We start from the raw sequence: 20923 nt of genomic DNA, 5'->3' as shown, positions 1-20923 counted from the left end.
CCGGCGCCGTCCCCCACTCCAGTCGCGGCTCCGGTTCCGCCGCTCTCGCTCCTGCTGGGCGTCCCGTTCCGAAAGCGCCCGCGGCACCTGGCGAAGACGCCGCTGACCAGGATCCCGAGACCCACGAGCCCGTACACGAGCATGCTGGGCCCGAAAAATGGCAGTCCCCCGTGCATTCGTCGCTCCTTCTCTCCGTACGCTGCGGCCCGGCCGACGCGGATCGGCGTCGGCCGGGCCCGGTAGAAGAGAAGCTAGCCGCGATCGTCACGACGCGTTTCGAGGGGCGTACTTTCTGTGGACTACCGGTTGGTTGTGCACAACTCCGTCACCCACACGAGGGCCCACGAGCGAGGGCAGCGCCCCTGAAGCACCCTGGCGGCAGCACCGGCGGTGCCCCTCCCCGGCCTCCGGGAACGCAACCAGATGCCTCGCCCCGGTCTCCGGCCCCCTCAGCTTCGCGCCCCGCCCCCTCACGAAACCGACGCCTCCTACCGGCGGCCTCCCGGCGCGGGTACCTTCGCGACCTCCGGCGAGGACGATTCCAGCGGCACGGACCAGGACCTCACGAGCCCCAGCTGCGCCGCCTGCCTCGGCAACACCGCATCCAGCATCCAGTCCGCCAGCACTCGGATCCGGTTCCCCGGCATCGAGGCCAGGTGATACCCGCGGGTCACAAGGTTGGCCAGGGGCCCGGACAGCGGCACGTGCAGCGGGTTGGCCGCACCCTGGATACCGCCCAGATCGACGGTAAACCCCAGGTCATGATGCTTGTAGGGACGCGGGCTGCCGTACCCGAAGGAGGCCGCGATGTTGCGGCCGGCGACCTTCCCCTGCCGCACGGCATGCTGTGCCGTCATCGGCGTGATCTCCCCCGGCTGCGTCAGATCTGGCACGGCAGCCGCGTCGCCGCAGGCCAGCACCTCCGGATGACCAGGCACCCGCAGATGCTCATCGACGACGAGACGCCCACGGTCCGTCTCCAGCCCGACGTCCTGCACCAACGGATCAGGTCGCACGCCCACGCACCAGATGAGCGAGCGGGTCGCGATGAACTCCCCGTTGTCCAGCAGCACTCCCTCGCTGGTCGCCTCCTTCACCGACATCTCCGTACGGACGTCGACGCCGCGCTTGGTCAGCACCCGGTGGGCGGTCTTGGCGAGACGCTCGTCCAGTTCCGGCAGGACGCGCGGCGCGATGTCCAGGAGCATCCAGCGTGGACGCCGGTCATCGCGCGGTCCGGACCGGTCCTCGGTACGGCCATGCTGCCGGGCCAGGGAGTCGGTGAACAACTTCCCGTGCGCCGCGACCTCCGTACCCGTGTAGCCGGCCCCTACGACCACGAAGGTGCGGCGCGCTTCGGCCTCCTCCGGGTCGTCGCTGGTGGCGGCCATCGCGATCTGCCGGCTGATGTGATCGCGCAGGTAGAGGGCCTCGGGCATGCCGCGGAAGCCGTGCGCGTGCTCGGCGACGCCGGGAATCGGCAGTAGTTTGTTCACGCTTCCCACGGTGAGCAGAAGCCGGTCGTATTCCAGCTCGCCCGCCCCGCCTTCAGGGTCCGTGTAGCGCAGTCGGCGCCCGTCGAAGTCGATGCCGTCCACCTCGCCGAGCACGAGCCGTACGCGGGGCAGCGTCCCGGCCAGCGATACGGATACCCGTCGCGGCTCCAGCACGCCGGAGGCGACCTCTGGCAGCAGGGGCAGGTACAGGAAGTAGTCGTTCGGATTCACCAGCACGATCTCCGCCGCACCACGGAGCGTGCGCGACAGGGTGCGGGCCGCCTGGTATCCGGCGAACCCTGCACCGACGATCACAATGCGGGACCGGCTCACAGCCGAGACCTCCTCCCGGGAGAGGGACGGAGGAGGCACCTCCGCCCGTGGGAACGCGAGACCGCCGGAGTTCCCGCACCCCCGGCCGCCAAACGCCTCCGCTCCCAGCTCACGGCCCCGAAGCCACCGACGAGCGCCCCTTCAGCCGCAGCTGACGAGGGGTGCGCGAGCACCCCCTGAAGTGCTGTATTGTTCTTTGTGCGCGAGCGGCAAGGGAAAAGCCCCGAGCCGAACGAGCACCGGGACGTGGCGCAGTTTGGTAGCGCACTTGACTGGGGGTCAAGGGGTCGTGGGTTCAAATCCCGCCGTCCCGACCGGTGAAGCATCAGGTGAAGGCGGGTCTTCCGACGCGGAGGAGCCGCCTTCACCTATGCGCGGACCCCGTTGGGGAGAATTCTGGGAAAAGCTCTTGGAATCCTCTCCCCTGATGCCTACCTGGTGTCTTCGGCCGGAGACCCTGTCGCAGTACCGACAGATGCGGTCGATCTTGTCCGCACTCTGGATCCATCTGAGGGGCTGCTCCTGCTCGTTCCAGGTTTTGATCCGGTCCTCAAGCGCGGTCTTCAGCTCATCGAATGAGCAGAACACGCCGCGTTTCGGGCGACGTGTTCCCAGTTCGGCGAACCACCGCTCGACCTGGCTGATCCAGGACGAGTAAGGCAGGGCGGCGGCATCCGTCAGGTGCTGGCGCCGCTTCCCCTCAGAATCCGCCCCCGACCAGCGGAAACCACGGAAGCCTTCCTCATCCGTCTCGCCCGCGCCCACCACATCAGACCAAGCCACCCGCACAAGATCTGCGCCTCTGACTCCTCGACAGGACACCTCCAGCTCGACCGACGGGCCATCCTCGCCGGGGCCACCACCCAGGTCCTTGAACGTACCCTCGCCAATACCCCCTCATTGCGACTGCACGTCGTGCCCTTCCCTCATCGCGTCGATGCCGAGAACGCCTGGAGGCAGAGGGATTTCGAGATCCAGCGTGATGCCCAAGGCGGGGACCGACGACACGGGTTCTGGTGCAACGCCATGAGGTCTCCCGACGCACCGTTCCGCAGAGCCCTGAACACGCCTCCGCCCCAGAGCAGCGGATTGCGCCCGCGACACATCCGCCCGTCCGTCCACATGGAGGCTCTCATCACCGCCTCTCTTGAGCAGAGACCAGAGACCAGAGCTCGGTGATCGCCTGATCGACGGGCACGACATCGTGGTCCACCGCTGCACGCGCGCCTCCTTCGTCCGCAGGTGGGAGCTGGCGCGAGACCGAGAGCCTCCGACGCCCATCAAGAGCTTCGTCCGCAACCCGCTTGCGTGCCCGCCCTGGCCGCTTCCGGACCGGAGCAGCTGACGCGGCCGAGGGGGCACCTGACCGAGCCTCCCGCCTCCGTGGGAGGTTCGGGCCCAGGTGCTGCGTGGGCGGCGCCGCAAGTACGGCACGGCGGGCACGTTCTCGCCCAGCCCGGTGGGAATGGCGACCCGGCAGTTACACGGTTCGCCGTGTTGAAGCTGCGCCTCTGTCCCCCTACTTGTTTGCGGTCGTGTACCCCTACATGTTCGCGGGCGGCAGGTTGTCCTGTGCCGGGAGGGACTGCCCTGTCGGTGTTGCGAGGGTGAAGCCGATGGTGGTGCCGCCTCCGGGGCGGTGGTGGGCGTAGGTGGTGCCGCCGTGGCTGGTGGCGACCGCGTGGACGATGGCCAGGCCGAGGCCGGAGCCGGGGAGGCTGCGGGCGGTGTCGGCCCGGTAGAAGCGATCGAAGACGCGCGGCAGGTCGGCGTCGGCGATGCCGGGGCCTCGGTCTTGGACCTCCACGCGCGGTCCTGCGACGACGATCTCGATCGGCTCGGTGCCTTCGAAGTCGAACTTGGCGGCGTTCTCCAGCAGGTTGGAGATCGCCCGGTGCAAGGCGGCGGGGCGCGCCAGGACGGTGGTGTCATCGGCGTGGACGGTGATGTCGCGGCCGGTGCGGCGGCGGGCCAGGGCGGCGGCCTTCTCGACTGCCTCGGACAGGGAGACCTCGACCGGCTCTTCGGTGTCGTGCTGGCCGGCGGCGAGCGACACGAGCTCGTTGACCAGGTCGGTCAGCTCGCGGGTCTCGTTCTCCATGTCGGTGATCAGCTCGGCCCTCGCCTCTTCCGGCAGGTCGTCGATACGGCGCAGCAGGGCTGCGTTGGTGCGCAGAGAGGTCAGCGGGGTGCGCAGTTCGTGGCCCGCGTCCTGGACCAGGCGGCGCTGGAGTTCTTCGGAGTCGGCGAGGCGGCCGAGCATGTCGTCGAGGGCCCGGCCTAGTCGTCCGACCTCGTCCCGGCCGGCGACGGGGACTTCGAGGTCGAGCCGGCGGCTGGCGGCGACATCCTCGGCCACGCCGGTGAGGCGCACCAGTCGGCGGGTGATGCGGCGGGCGAGCCACCAGCCGACCAGTCCGGCGCCGGCGATGACGGCGCCGGTCAGCACGACGGTGCGCTGCTGCAGGTCGGCGAGAAGATCGTCGGTGTCACTGAACTGCTGCGCGATCTGCACCGCACCCCGGCCGCCGCCCAGGGAGACCGTCCCGATCCGGTAGCGGTCGCCGGCGACGGCGGTCTCGTAGTACTCCCGGTGACCCGCGCGGTCGTGCGCCGAAGCCCGTCGGTCCTCGTCGCGCACGGGCAGCTCGGGATTGCCTGCGTCCTCGATGTGTCCGGTGGGGCCCAGGATTTGGACGTTGGTGCGCATGCGGCGGGTCAGCTCGTCCCGCGGGCCGTCGTGGTCAGGGTCTGAGCTGTAGTAGTCGCGCGGGCCGAGGGGCTGTTGTTCGACCTGGCGTACGAGGTCGTCGACAACGCCGTCGAAGATGCGGTTCTGGTCGACGCGGACCAGGCGGGCGGCCGCGTCGTAACTGAGGAAGCCGACCAGGATCGTCACCAGAGCGGCGATGGCGGCGAAGGACAGCGCGAAGACGGTACGGAGACTGCGGCGCGACCGCAGCCGCGGCAGACGGGCCCTGGCTGTGGTCACGGGGCCTCCCGGAGGGTGTAGCCGACGCCGCGTACGGAGTGGATGGGGGCCGGATGCCCTGGCTGGTGGAGCTTGCGGCGCAGATAGCCGATGTAGACGGCCAGGTTCTTCGAGGAGGGGCCGAAGTCGTACCCCCAGATCCGCTCGTAGATCAGCGCGTGCCCGAGGACATTTCCGTGGTTGCGGACCAGCAGCTCCAGCAGGTTGAACTCGGTGCGGGTCAGCTCCAGCTCCTGCTCGTGGTGCCAGGCCCTGCGGGCGCCCAGATCGAGGCGGATGCCGAGAGCCTCGACGACACCGTCGGCGCAGTCATCGGTGTTCGTGGAGCCGGCGCGTCGCAGCAGCGCCCGCAGCCGGGCGAAGACCTCCTCGACCTCGAACGGCTTGGGCACGTAGTCGTCGGCACCGGCGTCCAGGCCGGCGATCCGGTCGGAGGTCTCGACCTTCGCGGTGAGCATGAGGATCGGGGTGCGGTCGCCGCCCTCCCGCAGCACCCGGCACACCTGTAGACCGTCGATGCCGGGCATCATCACGTCCAGCACCAGCGCGTCGGGCCGCCCCTTGTGGACGACGGCCAGGGCCTGCACGCCGTCGGGGACGGCCGTCACCTCGTAGCCCTCCAGCGTCAGTGCGCGCTGCAGGGCATGGCGGATGGCGCGGTCGTCCTCGGCGAGCAGCACAGTCGTCATCACTGGCCAGTGTGCCGGTCGCTCCGCTGGTGCGGCAGGGCAGAAGGACTTGCTGCGGCAGGTTCTTACCGACCTCTCACCCGGGCCACGGCGTCGGCTTACCCCTGTTGACAACCGTGAGCCTCACGCCCGCGGAAGGACGTGAGGAGGTCACCAGGATGCCTTTCCCAGAGCGCGGTGCGGCCTTCGCCGCCGACCGCCCCGTGCCTGACGGAGCCACGGCGCTGCCGCCCGGCGCCGTGTCGATTGTCGTGCCCACTTTCAACGAGGCCGGGAACGTAGGCGAGCTGCTGCACCGTGTGAGCGCGTCGGTGCCCGCACGTCTCCCGTGCGAGGTGATCTTCGTCGATGACTCGATGGACGACACACCCGAGGCGGTTCGTGCCTCGGCGGTGTACTGCCCGTATCCGGTACAGGTCCGCCACCGGGATGCGCCGGTCGGCGGCCTCGGCGGCGCGGTCGTGGAAGGGCTGCGGCTGGCCCGCGGGGAGTGGATTGTGGTCATGGACGGTGACCTGCAGCATCCCCCGGAGCTGGTGCCCGATCTGGTCGGGGAAGGGGTGCGGGGCGGCGCCGAGGTCGTGGTGGCCAGCCGGTACCGGCGGGGAGGCAGCCGGGCCGGTCTGGCCGGCGGCTACCGCGTCGCGGTCTCCCGTGCGAGCACCTGGCTCGCCAAGACCCTCTTCCCGCGCCGGCTGCGCGGCATCAGCGATCCGATGAGCGGCTTCTTCGCCGTACGCCGCGCCGGCGTCGAGGGAGTCGGCCTGCACCCGCTGGGCTACAAGGTGTTGCTGGAGCTGATGGTGCGGTGCCGTCCGGTGCGGGTGGCGGAGGCGCCGTTCACCTTCGCGGAGCGGTACGCGGGCGAGTCGAAGTCATCTCTGCCAGAGGGGCTGCGTTTCCTGCGGCACCTGGCCGGGCTGCGCACGGTGCACCCCGCTGCACAGCTGGCAGCGTTTGCGCTGATCGGCCTGACCGGCTTCGTCCCCAACCTGGCAGCGCTGCGGCTGCTGACCGGCGCCGGGGCCCCCTACCTGCCGGCCGAGGTGGTGGCGAACCAGTTCGGCGTCGCCTGGAACTCCCTGCTGGTGGAGGCCCTGCTGTTCCGTGAACGACGCCATCACCGACCCTGGGCCGACCGGACCGTGCGCTTTGCTCTACTGGCCAACGCCGACCTGGCGGTGCGCATCCCGCTGATCGCGCTGCTGGTGCAGAGGCTGGGGCTGGCGGTGCTGCCCGCCACTGCGCTGGCCCTCGCCATCACCTGCACGGCACGGTTCGCCGCCACCGAACTGCTGATCCATCTGCCCGGCAAACGACGTGTTCCGACGCGTTCCGACGCGCAGGCCCACCCGGCGATGGTGCCCGGAGGCGTCCGATGAAGATCGCCTTTCTGCTGCACAACGCCTACGGCATCGGCGGCACGATTCGTACGACCTTCAACCTCGCCGCCGCGCTCGCAGGCCGGGGCCACGAGGTGGAGATCGCCTCGGTGTTCCGGCACCGCCGGGAGCCGCGGCTCGCCCTGGACCCGCGGGTGCGGCTGGTGCCGCTGGTCGATACCCGCGCATCCGTGCCGGACGTCAACGAGCCCGCGTACAGCGAGCCGGCCCTGGTCTTTCCGGCCGCGGAGCGGCGCTACCGGCAGTACAGCGTGCTGACCGATCAGCGGGCCGAGGCGTATCTGCGCTCCTCGGACGCGCACGTGATCCTCGGTACCCGCCCTGGGCTGAACGTGTACCTGGCCCGCTTCGGCCCGCGCCGTGCACTGCGCCTGGGCCAGGAACACCTCAGCCTCTCCGTGCACGGCAAACGTCTGCGCACGGAGCTGGCCGGTCACTACCGGCGCCTGGACGCGATCATCACCACGACCGAGGCGGACGCCGCGGACTACCGCCGCCGGATGCCGTTGCCCGGCGTCGAGGTTCTCTCCATCCCCAACAGCGTCCCCGACCCGCTGCCCGCGCTCGTGCCCGCGCCTGCCGACGGTACGGAGAAGGTGGTTGCTGCGGCCGGGCGGCTCGTCAAGGGCAAGCGCTTCGACCTGCTCATCGAGGCGTTCGCCATGGTCGCCGCCGCACACCCTGACTGGAGCCTGCGCATCTACGGCGGCGGGGCTGAGCAGAAACCCCTGCAGCAGCTCATCGACGGCCTCGGTCTGACCGCCCAGGTGCAGCTGATGGGGCCGCGCACCCCGATCGAGCCGGAACTCGTCCGGTCGTCGATCCTCGCGCTGTCCTCCGACACCGAGTCCTTCGGCATGATCATCGCCGAGGCGATGCGGTGTGGCCTGCCCGCCGTCGCCACCGACTGCCCGCACGGCCCCGGCGAGGTCATCCGCGACGGCGTCAACGGCCGCCTCGTCCCCGTCCGCGACGCATCCGCACTCTCCGACGCGCTCTGCGAGCTGGTCGAGAACGAGCCGCTGCGGCACCGCATGGCCAACGCCGCCATCCAGCACGCCGCCCGCTTCGACCCGGAGCCGATCGCCGGCCGCTACGAAGACCTGCTCACCCATCTGACCGCCACCCGCGGCACGCGGGCCCGAGAGCGCCACCGCGCCGCATTGCGCACCCGACTGCGCCGCCTGGCCCGTGCCACAGGACTGCTGCCCGCACTCCGCCGCCTGCGCCGCGGCCACCCACCGCACGTCACCGGGGACCGGGTCGGCACGGGTCCGACCGCGCTGCGCCGCACCATGTGAGCGCCCGCCCGCCTGCGCGACGGCACACCCCCGAGCGCACGACACGGCAAGCCCGGACCAGGGGAGGACATGGCCACCACCTCGCCGACCACCATCCAGCCCGTACGGCCGGCCGCCCGCACCCGCCCGGACAACCGGCAGAAGGCCCCGCGCCGGATCCCATGGCTCAGCCTCGTCGCCGTCGCCTACGCGATCACGCAGCTGCTGCTGGTCGTCGGCCGCTTCGGGCCCGGCTGGGACGAGACGGTGTACATCTCGCAGCTCGACCCGCACCGCCCCGCGGCCTTCTTCAGCGCCCCGCGCTCGCGCGGCATCAGCCTGCTCGTCGCCCCGGTCACGGCCGTCACCGACTCCACCACCGGCCTGCGCATCGCGCTGACGCTGCTGTCCGCCCTCGGCCTGTACGCGGCATTCCGGGTGTGGCAGCCGCTGCTCGGCCGGTGCACCTCCGCACTGGCCGCCCTGCTGTTCTCCACCCTGTGGGTCGCCGTGCTCTACGGGCCGCAGGCCATGCCGAACCTGTGGGTGGCGCTGACCGCGGTCGCTGCGCTCGGCTGGTTCCTGCGCGCCGCAGGCCCGGACGCCCCCCACCGGGCCTACGTGCTCCTGGCGGGCAGCATCGCCGCCGCGACCCTTTTCCGCTTCTCGGACGGCATCTGGCTGACGCTGGCGCTGCCGGCCGCATGCCTGCTGGTCCGAGCCCGGCACCGCCCCCGCCTGCTGCTCGCCGTCCTCGGCGGACTCGTCCTCGGCAGCGCCCAGTGGGCCGCCGAGGCGTACTCGCGCTTCGGCGGCATCGGAACCCGGCTGCACCTCTCCAGCACCACCGAGGGAGGCATGCACCTGCACTGGAACGGGAGCACCGCACGCAATGCCCTCGACGGTCCGCTGCTGTGCCGCCCCTGCACCATCCAGCCCGGCCCGACCACGCACGCGCTGTGGTGGTTCGCCCTGCCGACGCTGGCACTGATCGCCTGCGCCGTGGCCGTACGCGTCCGGCGGCCGGCCACCGCCCTTCCGGTCGCCGGGGCCGCCGCGCTGAGCGCGCCCTACCTGCTGCTCATCGACTACTTCGCGCCGCGCTTCCTGCTGCCCGCTTACGCTCTGCTGGCCCTGCCCGTGGCGGCGCTGACCGTACGCGCCATCGGCGCCGTCCGCCCCGGGACGCCCCGACTGCTCACCGGCGCCGCGCTGACCGCGCTCCTGGCCGCTCAGCTCTCGACGCAGTACCAGGACCTGCACCGCAACATCGCCAGCGCCCGGGCCACCGCCGCCCGTTACGCGACCACCGCCGAGGGGCTGCGGCACCTGGGCGTACACGCCCCCTGCCTGATCACGGGCGAACACGCCCCACCAATCGGCTTCTACACCGGCTGCGCCTCCGCCAACGTCTCCGGCAACAACCGCAACACCACCCCGGCGGCGATCCGCCGGGCGGCGGCCCGCGAGCCGACCGCCGTCCTGACCAGGAAACACCACGCGCCGTTCTACGCCCGCGGCTGGACCGCGCACCCTCTCCGCGACAGCGCGCTGATCGCGTACTTGCCGCCCCACCAGTGAGTCGGCCCCAAGCAGGCTCCGGACTTCGGCCAGCCGGAGCGCGCCGTTGGGCGGTCACCGGCTCCCAGGACTACACCGCCTGGCCTGGGCCGGGTGGTCGGACGTTCAGGGACGGCGGGGCCAGTCCCCGGTCCTGCGGGCGACCGCCCCGGGCCGGAACCACCACCGGCGTGGCGTGAGGACGCAAAAGCGTCAGCATATCGGCGCGTGATCAGAGGCGGAGGGCTGAAAAGGGCGTCACAGGGCGCCACCAGTGCGGCATATCGCGGCACGTTGACTCTGGAGCTGGGGCAGGCGGACCAGACCTCGCGCACGCTGACGTTCAAAGTCGCCGGGAAGGTTCAGGAGGGGCAGTGCACCGCGGCATGGGCCGACTGCAAGGGGGTCTCGCTGAAGGATCTCGCCGTACTGTGCGGAGTACAGGACGAGGCCGCCACGGAGGTGCTGGCCCAGCTCGGCACGGTCGGCCGGGCCGCGTTCGCGTACTCCACGACGCGGAACACGGTCGTTTCACCGCGGGCGGCCAGGACGACAAGGGCGAACCGGTGGTGGCGTCCGTGCGGCCCCGGGCGGGAGCGCGTCTGGGTGGGCCGGGTGAGTGTGGGTTTGAACGTGGGGCTGGCCTCGGTGCCGCTGTTGCGGGGGCAGATCCCGTCCGCGCTCGATGTGGGGCTGCGGGGGCTCGGGCTTCTGGTGGCGCCGAAGCCGGTACCTGCCGTACGGGTGGCGGAGCTGAACCAGGCGATCTCCGCCACCGGATCCGGGGCGCCGCTGCTGCCGGAGCAGGCATTGGCCGAGGGAGCCGCGTTCGCGGTGGACCTGTGGCTGCCCGACCGGACCCGGCCGTCCTCCGTGCTGGTAGGTGCCGGCTCGACATCCGGGAAACCCACCGGGGGCGGCCCTGTACCGACAGTCGCCGGCAGCGGCACCGATGGCGGAGTGTCCTCGTTGACGGCGTGGTAGAGAGGGTAAGGGTCGGTGATGACGGCGTAATCCAGAAGCGTGGCGCCGTTGTTGCTGCCGTTTCCCACCGCGATGCCTCCTCCTTCGTTCCGGTTCACGACCAGGCAGGAAGAGCGCCACGGAATGCGATGCTCGGCGGACCTGCCGGGCGCACCATGTAACCCAGATCCGCATATCAGTCTGTCCAAGCCCTTTGCGGACGAGCCTCGCGCGGAGCGGTGATGGGCCGCCGCATGCGCGGCCCCAGCGCGCCCCCTCGCGATGGCCGACGTGCTGCCTTCGCCGTCCGCGAGGGCACGCGCGCCTCGGGGCCAGACCAGATGGCTGGTGGCGAGGGGGAGCCGACCGCCGCCTCCTCGCGCCGGGCAATCGACTCGCGTGCGCGCTCGGTGGACTCGGCGGGCTTCTCGGCCGCGTAGGCGGCCATGTCCGGGAAGTCCACGCCGACCGGGAGGTACGACAACGGGTCGTGCGCCGAGGCCGGGCAGGTTGAGGACACGGATCGTCGCATCGGCCGGACCGGGCCAGCGTGGTCTCGCCTTGCACACGACCGCCGAGGGCAAGCTGTATCCGTGCGCGGTCAAGGACGTGTACTCCGGCCGCACCGTGGGCTATTCCATCGACGCCCGGATGAAGTCCCGCCTCGCGGTGGCCGCGCCGGAATCCGCCGTCGCCCGCCGCGCCCCCGCTGCGGGATGCATCGTGCACTCCGACCGCGGATCGCCATTCCGCTCCCGCAAGGTCGCCGCCGCCCTCACCCGGCACGGCCTGGTCGGCTCGATGGGCCGGGTCGGGGCCGCCGGCGACAACGCCGCAATGGAGAGCTTCTTCGCACTGCCGCAGAAGAACGTCCTCGACCGCCAAGCCCGGGACACCCGCCAGGAGTTACGGATCGCGATCGTCACCTCGATCGAACGGACCTACCACCGGCGCCGACGGCGACGACGCCTGGGGCCGATTGACCCCCGTCGAGTACGAGACCACCATGACCCCACCCGCAGCACTGGCTGCATAAACCCCGCCGTCGCCCGATCATGCGGCAGTCCCGATGGCGATCGTGGCGTCGAGTTCCACCAGCGCGCCTTGAGGCAGCACATGGGCCGGCAAGGCGGTTCGAGCGTGACGACCGGAGTCGCCCAGGACATCGAGCAACAGCTGCGAAGCCCCGTCGATCACCGACGGCTGGTCCACGAAAGTTGGTGAACTCGTGGCCCAGGCATTGAGCTTCAGTATCTGCCGCACATTGTGGAGGCCGACTGCGTCGTTTATGCGCGCCAGGAGATTGAGCGCAGCGGTTCTCGCGGCGATCACTCCGTCAGTCAAGTTGGCGTTGTCTCCCAAGCAGCCCTGTAGGGTCTCGCCTTGGGCGGTCCGAGAGATTTGGCCGGACACGTAAAGCAGATCGTCGCAGCGAACGGTCGCCTCATATGCGTAGCGGGGCGCGCCGAGCACCGGAAGCTCGATGGACAGCGCCTTGAGGCGCTCCTGCACGTGAGTCATGTGGCATCCCAGCTCAACAGGTCGGACAAGCGGTAAGGTCGCGCGTTCTGTGCAGCGCGCTGGACCCAATCCCCGCAAACGATGCGGCTCTTGGGCAGTTCAGCCGTCATCGCTTGCTCACGATGTAAGTACGGTCGCCTCCGATGTACCAGAGATCCTCGGTGCCGATCGCCGCGTTCTCATAGCGCCAAGGGATTTCGGCGGCGCCGTACGAACCGACCTCAAGGACGTGCTTGTAGCCGGGACGCAGCTCGTTGGCGAATGACTCCTGCTTGCCCATGAGGTGGCCGACGTTGCGCTTGCGGTATTCCGTGTTGAAGTCGACGTCCGTCCCGAGCATTCCGATCTGGACCATCCGGTCCAGGTGCGGCGCCAGGTAGCGCAAGGTTCCCTCATGCACGTCCTCGCACACCACGCCGGGCTTGAGCTGCCCGATGATGCCCTCACGCACCACGTCGAAGAAGAAGTTGTACGCCTCCTTCGCGGCGGCGGTGCGGGGCAGCGAGCGGGCCATGTCGGAGGTGGCGACGGTGACCCCGTCGAACACGATGCGCACTCCGGCGTCGAGCTGGATGCAAGTTGTCTCGTCGTTGATCGGGTAGTCGACCGGCGGGCCGGGGAAGAGCATCCGGTTCGAGGAGTGGAGGTTGGTGAAGTACGGCTCGATGTCGAAGGGGATCTCGTTCACCGTGCGGAACTCGGCGATCTTCTTGAGGTACACCGCGTTAATGTCGAGCTCGGTGAACGAGCGGCGGGCGTCGAGACCCTCCTCCGCCCAGGCCAGCGCCTCCTCGATGGCGAAAACGCTCGCTCGGGCGGCGACGACCTGGAAGGCGAGGTCCTCGTGATCACGGATGTCCCGCCAGTGGCCGAGGTCTGCAGAGACCGGAACCAGTTCCGCTCCCTCGCGCTCGAGCTCGCGGGCCAGGCCGACACTGATCCACTCCTCCTCCACCCCGGTCCGCACACCGCTGGCCAGATCCCTGAGGGCAGCGCCGATGGACGGGAACTGGCCGACGGCCGCCCCCGGGACCCCGGAGGTTCCCTCGGGCGCCAGCACGATCAGCTTGTCCGAACCGGCCAGCCACAGGCCGACCGCGCCGTCCGGCTGAGTGAACCCGGTTGCCTCGGTGAAGTTGGGGGGCGCGGCGAGGAGCAGCGCGTCGAGAGAGCGGTCCCCGACGAGCGTCTTCAGCGCCGAGAACCGGCTGTCCTGGTCGGCGGTGAACTCCTCCGCCAGGCCGGAGAGGTGTTCGACGTTCTCGATGAGCCGCCGCGCGGTGCGAACGCCTGTCTCGCGCCACGCCGCGAACCTCGCCAGGACCTCCTCGAGGTCGAGCTCGTAAGCGGTGACGGGGGTGGGGACCTGGTCGGCGACGATGAGCTCGACGGAGCCGGACAGCGTGCGGTAGTGGCTGTAGACGACGTCGGAGGCGAGGCTCACCGCAGCGCCGTCGGCGAGTTCCTGCACCAGGCTCGTCAGGGACGCTGAGACGGGAGTGTCGGCGACGACGCGGGGGTCGATCGTGACCCAGGGAGCGTAGAACCTGATCTGGTCCTTCGGGACCCCAGCGGAGAGGGCGTTGCCCTGCTCCTGTTGGCGCACGAGCAGGTACTGGTGGTTATCCGTCTGTGCGATCAACGGTGCCACCAGCGGGTAGGAGTCGAGGCGGATCGCGGAGAACAGGAGACTCTTGCGTGCGTCGAGTCCGTAGGCTGCTTCGACCTGCGAGGCGTCTGCGATGAGGCTCAGCATGGGTGCGGTGCTCCTAATATCGATTTCGGTGTCGGCGTCCGGGCCGGCGGGGGTCAGCTGATTCCGGTCACGACTCCGATGTGGGACTCGATTTCCGTCGTGTAGTCGGAGAAAGCCGCGGAGAACCGGTGCTCTTTGCCCCGGGGCCGCGGGAAGTCGATCGCGATGTCGGCGACGATCCGGCCGGGGCGGTCGCCGACGACGACCACCCGGTCGCCGAGCCAGACCGCCTCGGAGATGCTGTGGGTCACGAACAGGACACTGCACCCCGTGGTCTGCCAGATGCGCTGGATCTCGAAGTTCATCGAATCGCGGGTCATGGCGTCGAGCGCGCCGAAGGGCTCGTCCATGAGCAGCAACTCGGGGCGGGAGACAAGCGCGCGGCAAATGGCCACCCGTTGCTGCATCCCGCCGCTGAGCTCGTAGGAGTAGTGCTTGGCCTTGCTGCCCAGCCCCACCATCTCGAGCAGTTCCTGGGCATAGCGCCGTGACTCGTCGGTGCGAGTGCCGCGGAATTCCAGGGGCAGGAGGACGTTGTCGATGTTGTTGCGCCACGGCAGGAGCACGGGGCTCTGGAACACCATCGCGATGTCCTCGATACCGTCGCGGATCGGCCGCCCCTTGACCAGGATTTCGCCCTCGGTGGGCTCCTGGAGGCCGGAGATCGTCTTGAGGAGCGTGGTCTTCCCGCTGCCCGACTGTCCGACGATCGAGACGAACTGTCCCGGCTTCACGTGGAAGTCCAGCCCCTTGAGCACCGTGTTGCCTTGGCCGTCCCGGGATCGGTAGGTCTTTCCCACGTTGTTGACCGAGATGACGTACTCGTTGTTCATGTGACTCTCCGTCCGGCCGTCACGGCACCTTGATGGTCTCGTTGGAGCGCAGCGGTTCGAGGTAGGAGTTGCTGTACACGTCCTTGGGCGTGAGTTTGCTCTCCGGGTTCAGGCCGAGGAACCTGCGGGCGACATCGATTGATTTCTGGGTGCCGACGTCGTCCATGAAGCCGAACTGGTTCTCCGACTTTCCGGTGCCCCGGTTGAGTCCGCATTGTGCGTGGATCGCGAGGGTGATGGTCTTGGCCTCGTAGCCCGAGACCTCCTTCTGGAAATCCTTCGCAGCGTCGGCCGGGTGCTGGCAGGCCCACAGGTAGCCCTTCTGCATCGCCCGGTTGAACCGCCGCACCTGCTCGGGATCGCTTTTGAGCTTCTTGTCGGAGACGACGATCCCATTGCCGTAGAGGTCGATGCCCAGGTCCGACCACTTCAGCACGAATGCCTTCCGCCCGAGTGCGTCAATAGCCGGCTGGTCGGAGACATACAGGGCGAGGTTGGCGTCCCACTGACCGGCCAGCAGGCCGGGGATCTTCGATGCGCTCGCGGCGGAGACGACGTTGACATCGCTCTTCTTGAGCCCCAGCTTGTGCATCGCGAACGGCCACATCGCGGCCATCGCACCGCCGCCCTCGGTGGCGACTGTCTTGCCCCGCAGGTCGGCCCATCCCTTGATCCCGGTGCCCGCCAGCCCGACGACCGCGTAGGCGGACCTGGCCTGAAGGAGGTTGACCTGCTTGACTTTGGCGCCCCTGCCCTGGGCGGTGACCGTGGCGCCGAAGTCCGCCCAGCCGGCGTCGACCTTGCCGGTGACGACGGAGGTGACCGTGTTGGTCGATCCGGACCCCGGCATGACCGTGAGATCGATGCCTTCCGCCTTGAAGAAGCCCCGCTCGACAGCCGAGATGAACAGAGCGTGCTTCGGCAGGTACCCCACGTCGAGCATGAGGGTCATCGAATTCTTCCCGCTGTTGCTCGCGCAGCCCGACAAGGACGTGAGAAGCAGCGCCCCGACTATCGCGGCGATCCTGCGGATCGAGTTACGCATTCGAGTCTCCGATCCCCGCGGTCACTTTGCGTGGTTCTTCCACGGGACCAGCTTTCGTCCCGCGAAGTCGACGATGAAGAACAATGCCAAGGCAATGGCGGCGAGCACGATGAAGGCCGCGAACATCGACGGGAGATCGACCTGGCTGTTGGCGAGGAGGATGACATATCCCAACCCCTTCGAGCCGGCGATGAACTCACCGACGACCGCTCCGCCCACAGCGAGCGAGATGGAGATCTTGGCTCCGGAGAAGATCGATGGGATCGCGTAGATGAAATCGATCTTCGTCATCTTCTTCCACGGCGACGCCTTGTTGATCCGTGCGAGTTCCTGTAGCTCGTGGGGTACCGAGCTCAGGCCGTCATAGGTGTTGATCACCAGGGGGAAGAACGCGATGGCCATCGCGACGAACGCCTTCGACTCGAAGCCGAACCCGAACCACACGATGAACAGCGGTGCGAGCGCCACCTTGGGGATGGTGTCGATCGCGATGAGCGCGGGGTAGAGGAAACTGCGCACGGTCGGCGCGTAATGCAGCACCGCGCCGCACAGAACCCCGAGCGCGGTGCCGAGCGCAAACCCGGCAAGCGCCTCCTGCAACGTGACCAGGGTGTTGCTCGCGAAGTACTCGGGCCGTTCGATCAGCTCGGCGAAGGCCGAGATCGGCCCGACGGCCAGGTATTCCGGCGGGGCGAAGATGGTCACCAGCAGCTGCCACACGACGAAGAGACCGACGATCCCCGCGACTGCCCTCGCACCAACCGCGATCGAGTCACGGCTGAACATTTTCGACTTGGGTAGCGCCGGTCCACCGAGCGCTGCCTCCGGCGAGGACTGGCGCAGGCTGTCCGAGCCGACTTCACTGACTTCAGGAGAGGCCATGGCGGAACCTTCCGTCAAAGGGCGCGCGGTGCGCGGACAGGGCCGCGGATATCGACTGCGGGTATGGACGCCAGCAGGAGACTGCGGCGGGGAGCGGCGGCGCGGCCGGGGTCCGGCGCGACGAGGGGGACGGCGAGAGCCATCGCAGTGTCATTACGTCCTCACAACATTGGAAGGGTTGCCACTGGGCGGTCGCGGGCATGGCCGGCGGGGCCGGACCTCGGCCAGGTGGAGAGTGCCTCACCCGGCCGACTGGTCAATCGGCGCTGTCGACGGCGAGCGCGTCTCGACTGGGTTCACCGTCGAGTCGACGCCACACACCGAGCGGATTTTCGTCACGAACCTCAGCAGGCAACAGCGCGGTCGGCACGTCCTGATAGGCGAGGGGCCGCAGGAAACGCTCGATCGCGAGCGTTCCGACGGAAGTACTGCGTGGGTCGGTCGTGGCCGGGAATGGTCCACCGTGCACCATCGCATGTCCGACCTCGACCCCGGTGGGCCAGCCGTCGAACAGGATGCGGCCCGCTCGCTCCTCCAAGAGCGGCAGCAGCTTCGCGGCGAGTAGATGATCGGCCTCATCGGCGTGCACGGTCGCGGTGAGCTGGCCTTCCAGCGTTTCCACCGCTGCGGTCAGCTCGGAGGTGTCCGCGCACCGGACGAGCAGCGATGTCGCGCCGAAGACCTCGGCCTGCAGCGCCGGATCGGCGGCGAACCGAGCGCCGTCGACGCTCAGCAGTCGGGCGGGGCCACAAGCCGCGCTGTCGGGTCGGCTGCCACGTGCGAGCTCATCGACCCCGTCCCGGGCCGCAAGGGCGTCACCGGCGGCAGCGTAGTTGTCGGCGATGCCCGTGGTGAGCATGGTGGCTCCGGCGTTGGCGGCGACGGCGTCGGCCGCGGCCTTCATGAACGCATCAAGGCCCTGTCCTTCGATGGCAAGCACCAGACCAGGGTTGGTGCAGAACTGCCCGGCGCCGAGCGTCAGCGATCCGGCGAACGCGGCGCCCAGCTGGGCGCCGCGGGATTCGAGCGCCGCGGGTAGCAGCAGCACTGGATTGATGCTGCTCATCTCCGCGTACACCGGGATCGGCACCGGCCGAGCCGCCGCCATGGCCGCGATCGCCAGCCCGCCTTCGCGGGACCCGGTGAAACCCACTGCACGAATCCTCGGATCTCTGACGAGTCGGGCCCCTACCTCGGTCCCACTGCCGACGAGCTGGGAAAACACCCCCTCGGGCATACCCGTGTCAGCCGCTGCCTCGGCGATCGCCCGCGCCACCAGTTCCGCGGTACCCAGATGCGCCTGATGCGCCTTGACGACCACCGGGCACCCGGCGGCCAGTGCCGAGGCCGTGTCGCCCCCGGCAGTGGAGAACGCCAGCGGGAAGTTGCTCGCGCCGAAGACCGCGACCGGACCGAGCGCGATCCGGCGCTGCCGGATATCGGCGCGTGGGTGCGGTTCGCGGTTGAGCCGTGCCGGATCGATGCGAGCGCCTTGCCAGATCCCGGCCCGCAGCTCCGCGGCGAACAGGCGCAGCTGACCGCTGGTACGGCCGGCTTCGCCAGTGAGCCGCGGACGAGGCAGCGCGGTCTCGGCATGGGCGCACTCAACCAGCGAATCCCGACGCTCGTCGAGCAGATCGGCGATGCGCTCGAGGAACTCGGCACGCCGCTCGGCAGTGGTCGCCCGAAAAGCCGGGAAAGCCTGCTTGGCCAAAGTACAAGCCCGCTCAACGTGCTCGACCGACGCCGCGTGGTAGCCAGGATCGAGAGCCGCGCCGGTACGGGGGTCGACGGACCGGATCTCCTCCCCCGTGCCGATGACGGGTTCGGCTCCGATGACCATGACGCCGGCAGGGCCGGTCCGGGGGAGAGCAGACACGAGTGGCTCCTTGCACTTCGTCGGATCGATGGCGTCAGGCGAGGGCAGTGCGCGACGCCTGGATGACATCAGCCAACAGTTCACGCGCGGGATCATCCAGATCGGTCAGCGGCGGCCGCACCGGACCGGCCGGATGTCCGGCTAGATCCATGCCGGCCTTGACGATGCTCACCGCGTAGCCCGCCTTACGGTCACGGATCGTGGTGTAAGGGAGCACGACGTCGTCGAGCAGCCGGCGCACCTTCGTTCGGTCGCCCGCTCGCACCGCACTGTAGAACGTCAGGGCGAACTCGGGCAGGAAATTGAAGATCGCCGAACTGTAGGTCGTGACACCCAACTCCAAGTACGGCAGCGCGAACGTCTCCGCCGTCGGCAGCCCGCCGATGTAGACCAAGCGATCGCCGAGACGCGAGTGGATCCGCGTGATCGCCTCCAGATCACCGACACCGTCCTTGAATCCGATCAGATTCGGGCAGGCGTCAGCCAGCGTGGCCACTGTGTCCGAGGTGTACACGGCATTCGCACGGCTGTAGATCACCACACCCAGCGAAGTGGAATCGCAGACCGCGCGCACATGAGCGGTGAGGCCGTCCGCGGAAGCCTCAGTGAGGTAGGGCGGGAACAGCAGCAGGCCGTCGGCGCCGGCCGCCTCGGCATCGCGGGCCATCTCGACCGCTTGCGCGGTGCCGTGTCCGGCCGGAGCGAGGATCGGGGTGCCCTGGGGCGCGCTGCCGACAGCAGCCCGGACCACGGTGCCGACTTCCTGTGGCGTCAGGGAGAAGAACTCCCCCGTCCCGCCGGCGGCGAACAGACCGGCGATCTCGTACTGGCGCAGGCGGACGATGTTCTCTCGGTAGGCGGGCTCGTCGAACGCCAGGTCACGGGTGAAGTGGGTGACGGGAAACGACAGCAGCCCGGAGCCGAGGCGCTCGGCAAGCTCGGTCGGGGTAAAGGCGGGCATTAACGTTTCCTCCCGGGGTGCAGGTCAGCGACTGCGAGAACCATAAGAATCAAAACGATGCACGTCCAACATTTCTTTGGGATCATCCGATACCTATAATGGATCGATGTTTACGCTGAGCCAGCTTGAAAGCTTCGTCGCGGTCGCCGAGACACTGCACTACGGCCGCGCGGCGGAACGGCTGTCGATGACCCAGCCCCCTCTGTCCCGGCGGATCCAGCTACTGGAGCGCGAGCTGGACGTCGAGCTGTTCGACCGGATCGGTCGCTCCGTCCGGCTCACCGCGGCCGGACGAGCGTTCCTGAGCGACGCCCGGCGCATCCTCGGCCTGTCCGAGCAGGCTTCGCTGTCGGTGCGCCGGGTCCCCGCAGGCGAGATAGGGACAGTGGCGCTGGGTTTCACGGCGTCGTCGGCGCACTCGGTGCTCGACCCCATCGTCGGCGGCATTCACACCCGACTTCCGGGCGTCGATCTGGTGCTGCGCGAACGGGTGTCCGGAACGCAGCTGGAGGAGCTGCGCTCCGGGGAACTGGACCTGGGCCTCGTCCGCCCCCCGGTCCCCGGCACCGGGCTCGCGCACCGCCCGCTGCACCGGGAAGCCTTGCTGGCCGCGATCCCGACCGGGCACCCGCTGGCCGCGCCGGACCGGGCGCCGCACGTGCGCGACCTCGACGGCAAGCCGTTCGTCATGTACTCACCGGCCGAGGCCCGCTACTTCTACGAGGTGCTGGTCGGCGTCTTCCGCAGTGCCGGGATCGCACCCCGGTACGTACACCACCTCAGCCAGGTGCACACGATCCTGGCGCTGGTGCGAGCCGGATTGGGGCTCGCGCTAGTGCCCCGGGCAGCTGCGGAGCTCGGGCTGGACGGCGTCGTGCTGCGCCCGGTCATCGGGGTCGAGGCCGAGCCGGTCGAACTCGTCGCTGCCTGGCGGGCGAACGACGACAACCCGGCCCTGCACGCCGTTCGGGATCTGGTGATCGACCTGGCCGATCGAGGCTTCTCCTGACGGCTGCGTCTGGGCCACTGCATCTCTCCTACCGAGTTCGCCAACTGGCCGCATCGGCGACCGAGTCAGGGCCTGTTCCAGGTTCTGATCACTGGGATTCGCCGGGTGGCGGGTGGCTGGGCCTGGTAGTTGTCGAGGGTGGCACGTGGTGATCTCTCGGATGCCGAGTGGGAGTTCGTCGAGCTGTTCTTGCCGGTGGGCGAGCGCGGCCCGGTCCCTGACCTGCGGCGGCTGTTCAACGCCGTGACGTGGCGGTTCAGGGCTGGGTACCCCTGACGCAGGAGTACGGCTCCTGGTCAACCGTTTACGGCGCGTTCCGAA

General features: G+C 69.3%; 17 protein-coding genes, 1 tRNA gene and 2 pseudogenes. 8 read left to right on the top strand and 12 right to left on the bottom strand.

What is annotated here, in order from left to right:
• Positions 1 to 488: 488 nt before the first annotated feature.
• Positions 489 to 1829 (bottom strand): NAD(P)/FAD-dependent oxidoreductase, encoded by a 1341-nt coding sequence (locus ABD339_RS14860; RefSeq protein ID WP_344566108.1) that lies wholly within the window; start codon positions 1827 to 1829, stop codon positions 489 to 491.
• A gap of 240 nt (positions 1830 to 2069) precedes the next feature.
• On the opposite strand from ABD339_RS14860, the gene ABD339_RS14855 reads away from it, so the two are divergent.
• Positions 2070 to 2143, top strand: a tRNA-Pro gene (locus ABD339_RS14855).
• On the opposite strand, the gene ABD339_RS14850 is transcribed toward ABD339_RS14855, so the two are convergent.
• From ABD339_RS14850 to ABD339_RS14840, 3 genes are all read right to left on the bottom strand, one after another.
• A complete protein-coding gene (locus ABD339_RS14850) occupies positions 2109 to 2612 on the bottom strand; it encodes a hypothetical protein (RefSeq protein ID WP_344566106.1) in 504 nt (167 codons plus the stop codon). The two genes, ABD339_RS14855 and ABD339_RS14850, sit on opposite strands and share 35 nt — an antisense overlap.
• 760 nt (positions 2613 to 3372) lie before the next feature.
• Entirely contained in the window at positions 3373 to 4821 is a 1449-nt protein-coding gene (locus tag ABD339_RS14845; protein WP_344566105.1) for a HAMP domain-containing sensor histidine kinase, read from the bottom strand.
• Positions 4818 to 5510 carry a response regulator transcription factor gene (locus tag ABD339_RS14840; protein WP_425575987.1) on the bottom strand — a complete coding sequence of 231 codons (693 nt, stop codon included), beginning with the start codon at positions 5508 to 5510 and terminating at the stop codon, positions 4818 to 4820. The genes ABD339_RS14845 and ABD339_RS14840 overlap by 4 nt, the downstream gene beginning before the upstream one ends.
• Before the next feature lie 158 nt (positions 5511 to 5668).
• Between ABD339_RS14840 and ABD339_RS14835 the strand changes: the two genes are divergently transcribed.
• The 4 genes from ABD339_RS14835 (at position 5669) to ABD339_RS14820 (ending at position 10737) form a co-directional block, all read left to right on the top strand.
• A complete protein-coding gene (locus tag ABD339_RS14835) occupies positions 5669 to 6892 on the top strand; it encodes a glycosyltransferase (RefSeq protein WP_344566103.1) in 1224 nt (407 codons plus the stop codon).
• On the top strand, positions 6889 to 8214 hold the full coding sequence (locus ABD339_RS14830) for a glycosyltransferase family 4 protein (protein ID WP_344566102.1): 1326 nt from the start codon (positions 6889 to 6891) through the stop codon (positions 8212 to 8214). The genes ABD339_RS14835 and ABD339_RS14830 overlap by 4 nt, the downstream gene beginning before the upstream one ends.
• A gap of 69 nt (positions 8215 to 8283) precedes the next feature.
• Complete coding sequence (locus ABD339_RS14825) at positions 8284 to 9774, top strand: hypothetical protein (RefSeq protein ID WP_344566101.1); 1491 nt, start codon at positions 8284 to 8286, stop codon at positions 9772 to 9774.
• Positions 9775 to 10047: 273 nt separating this feature from the next.
• On the top strand, positions 10048 to 10737 hold the full coding sequence (locus tag ABD339_RS14820) for a hypothetical protein (RefSeq protein ID WP_344566100.1): 690 nt from the start codon (positions 10048 to 10050) through the stop codon (positions 10735 to 10737).
• 340 nt (positions 10738 to 11077) lie between these two features.
• Here ABD339_RS14820 and ABD339_RS14815 read toward each other — a convergent pair.
• Positions 11078 to 11227 (bottom strand): annotated as a pseudogene (locus tag ABD339_RS14815) (hypothetical protein); the annotation flags it as partial.
• Positions 11228 to 11280: 53 nt separating this feature from the next.
• On the opposite strand from ABD339_RS14815, the pseudogene ABD339_RS14810 reads away from it, so the two are divergent.
• Positions 11281 to 11752, top strand: a pseudogene (locus ABD339_RS14810) (transposase); the annotation flags it as partial.
• A gap of 17 nt (positions 11753 to 11769) precedes the next feature.
• On the opposite strand, the gene ABD339_RS14805 reads toward ABD339_RS14810, so the two are convergent.
• The 7 genes from ABD339_RS14805 to kdgD form a co-directional block, all read right to left on the bottom strand.
• A complete protein-coding gene (locus tag ABD339_RS14805) occupies positions 11770 to 12237 on the bottom strand; it encodes a RidA family protein (RefSeq protein WP_344566099.1) in 468 nt (155 codons plus the stop codon).
• A 106-nt stretch (positions 12238 to 12343) separates the two neighbouring features.
• Positions 12344 to 13993, bottom strand: a complete 1650-nt coding sequence (locus ABD339_RS14800; protein ID WP_344566098.1) for a M24 family metallopeptidase — start codon at positions 13991 to 13993, stop codon at positions 12344 to 12346.
• Positions 13994 to 14046: 53 nt separating this feature from the next.
• The gene (locus ABD339_RS14795; protein ID WP_344566096.1) at positions 14047 to 14826 is read right to left on the bottom strand and encodes an ABC transporter ATP-binding protein; all 780 of its coding nucleotides are present in this window, start codon (positions 14824 to 14826) and stop codon (positions 14047 to 14049) included.
• Positions 14827 to 14845: 19 nt separating this feature from the next.
• Complete coding sequence (locus tag ABD339_RS14790; RefSeq protein WP_344566094.1) at positions 14846 to 15871, bottom strand: ABC transporter substrate-binding protein; 1026 nt, start codon at positions 15869 to 15871, stop codon at positions 14846 to 14848.
• Between the two features lie 21 nt (positions 15872 to 15892).
• Positions 15893 to 16753 carry an ABC transporter permease gene (locus ABD339_RS14785; RefSeq protein WP_344566092.1) on the bottom strand — a complete coding sequence of 287 codons (861 nt, stop codon included), beginning with the start codon at positions 16751 to 16753 and terminating at the stop codon, positions 15893 to 15895.
• 256 nt (positions 16754 to 17009) lie between these two features.
• Positions 17010 to 18632: an aldehyde dehydrogenase (NADP(+)) gene (locus ABD339_RS14780; RefSeq protein ID WP_344566090.1), complete on the bottom strand. Its 1623-nt coding sequence runs from the start codon at positions 18630 to 18632 to the stop codon at positions 17010 to 17012.
• 34 nt (positions 18633 to 18666) lie between these two features.
• Complete coding sequence (gene kdgD, locus ABD339_RS14775; protein ID WP_344566086.1) at positions 18667 to 19593, bottom strand: 5-dehydro-4-deoxyglucarate dehydratase; 927 nt, start codon at positions 19591 to 19593, stop codon at positions 18667 to 18669.
• Between the two features lie 106 nt (positions 19594 to 19699).
• Between kdgD and ABD339_RS14770 the strand changes: the two genes are divergently transcribed.
• Both ABD339_RS14770 and ABD339_RS14765 read left to right on the top strand, forming a co-directional pair.
• Positions 19700 to 20602, top strand: coding sequence for a LysR family transcriptional regulator (locus ABD339_RS14770; RefSeq protein WP_344566084.1), 903 nt, complete (start codon positions 19700 to 19702; stop codon positions 20600 to 20602).
• A gap of 138 nt (positions 20603 to 20740) precedes the next feature.
• Positions 20741 to 20878, top strand: coding sequence for a hypothetical protein (locus tag ABD339_RS14765; RefSeq protein WP_344566082.1), 138 nt, complete (start codon positions 20741 to 20743; stop codon positions 20876 to 20878).
• Positions 20879 to 20923 lie beyond the last annotated feature (45 nt).

Origin of the sequence: Streptomyces axinellae (assembly GCF_039532135.1) — a bacterium.
Lineage (GTDB): Bacteria > Actinomycetota > Actinomycetes > Streptomycetales > Streptomycetaceae > Streptomyces > Streptomyces axinellae.
The sequence above is the reverse complement of the archived record's forward strand: the minus strand, read 5'-3'. Positions and strand labels throughout refer to the sequence as shown.

Bases quoted from the DNA above. Each gene is read 5' to 3' on its own strand.
- ABD339_RS14835 (WP_344566103.1), top strand. From the start codon at position 5,669: ATGCCTTTCCCAGAGCGCGGTGCGGCCTTCGCCGCCGACCGCCCCGTG.
- kdgD (WP_344566086.1), bottom strand. From the start codon at position 19,593: ATGCCCGCCTTTACCCCGACCGAGCTTGCCGAGCGCCTCGGCTCCGGG.
- ABD339_RS14785 (WP_344566092.1), bottom strand. From the start codon at position 16,753: ATGGCCTCTCCTGAAGTCAGTGAAGTCGGCTCGGACAGCCTGCGCCAG.
- ABD339_RS14790 (WP_344566094.1), bottom strand. From the start codon at position 15,871: ATGCGTAACTCGATCCGCAGGATCGCCGCGATAGTCGGGGCGCTGCTT.
- ABD339_RS14795 (WP_344566096.1), bottom strand. From the start codon at position 14,826: ATGAACAACGAGTACGTCATCTCGGTCAACAACGTGGGAAAGACCTAC.
- ABD339_RS14800 (WP_344566098.1), bottom strand. From the start codon at position 13,993: ATGCTGAGCCTCATCGCAGACGCCTCGCAGGTCGAAGCAGCCTACGGA.
- ABD339_RS14770 (WP_344566084.1), top strand. From the start codon at position 19,700: ATGTTTACGCTGAGCCAGCTTGAAAGCTTCGTCGCGGTCGCCGAGACA.
- ABD339_RS14830 (WP_344566102.1), top strand. From the start codon at position 6,889: ATGAAGATCGCCTTTCTGCTGCACAACGCCTACGGCATCGGCGGCACG.
- ABD339_RS14825 (WP_344566101.1), top strand. From the start codon at position 8,284: ATGGCCACCACCTCGCCGACCACCATCCAGCCCGTACGGCCGGCCGCC.
- ABD339_RS14805 (WP_344566099.1), bottom strand. From the start codon at position 12,237: ATGACTCACGTGCAGGAGCGCCTCAAGGCGCTGTCCATCGAGCTTCCG.
- ABD339_RS14840 (WP_425575987.1), bottom strand. From the start codon at position 5,510: ATGACGACTGTGCTGCTCGCCGAGGACGACCGCGCCATCCGCCATGCC.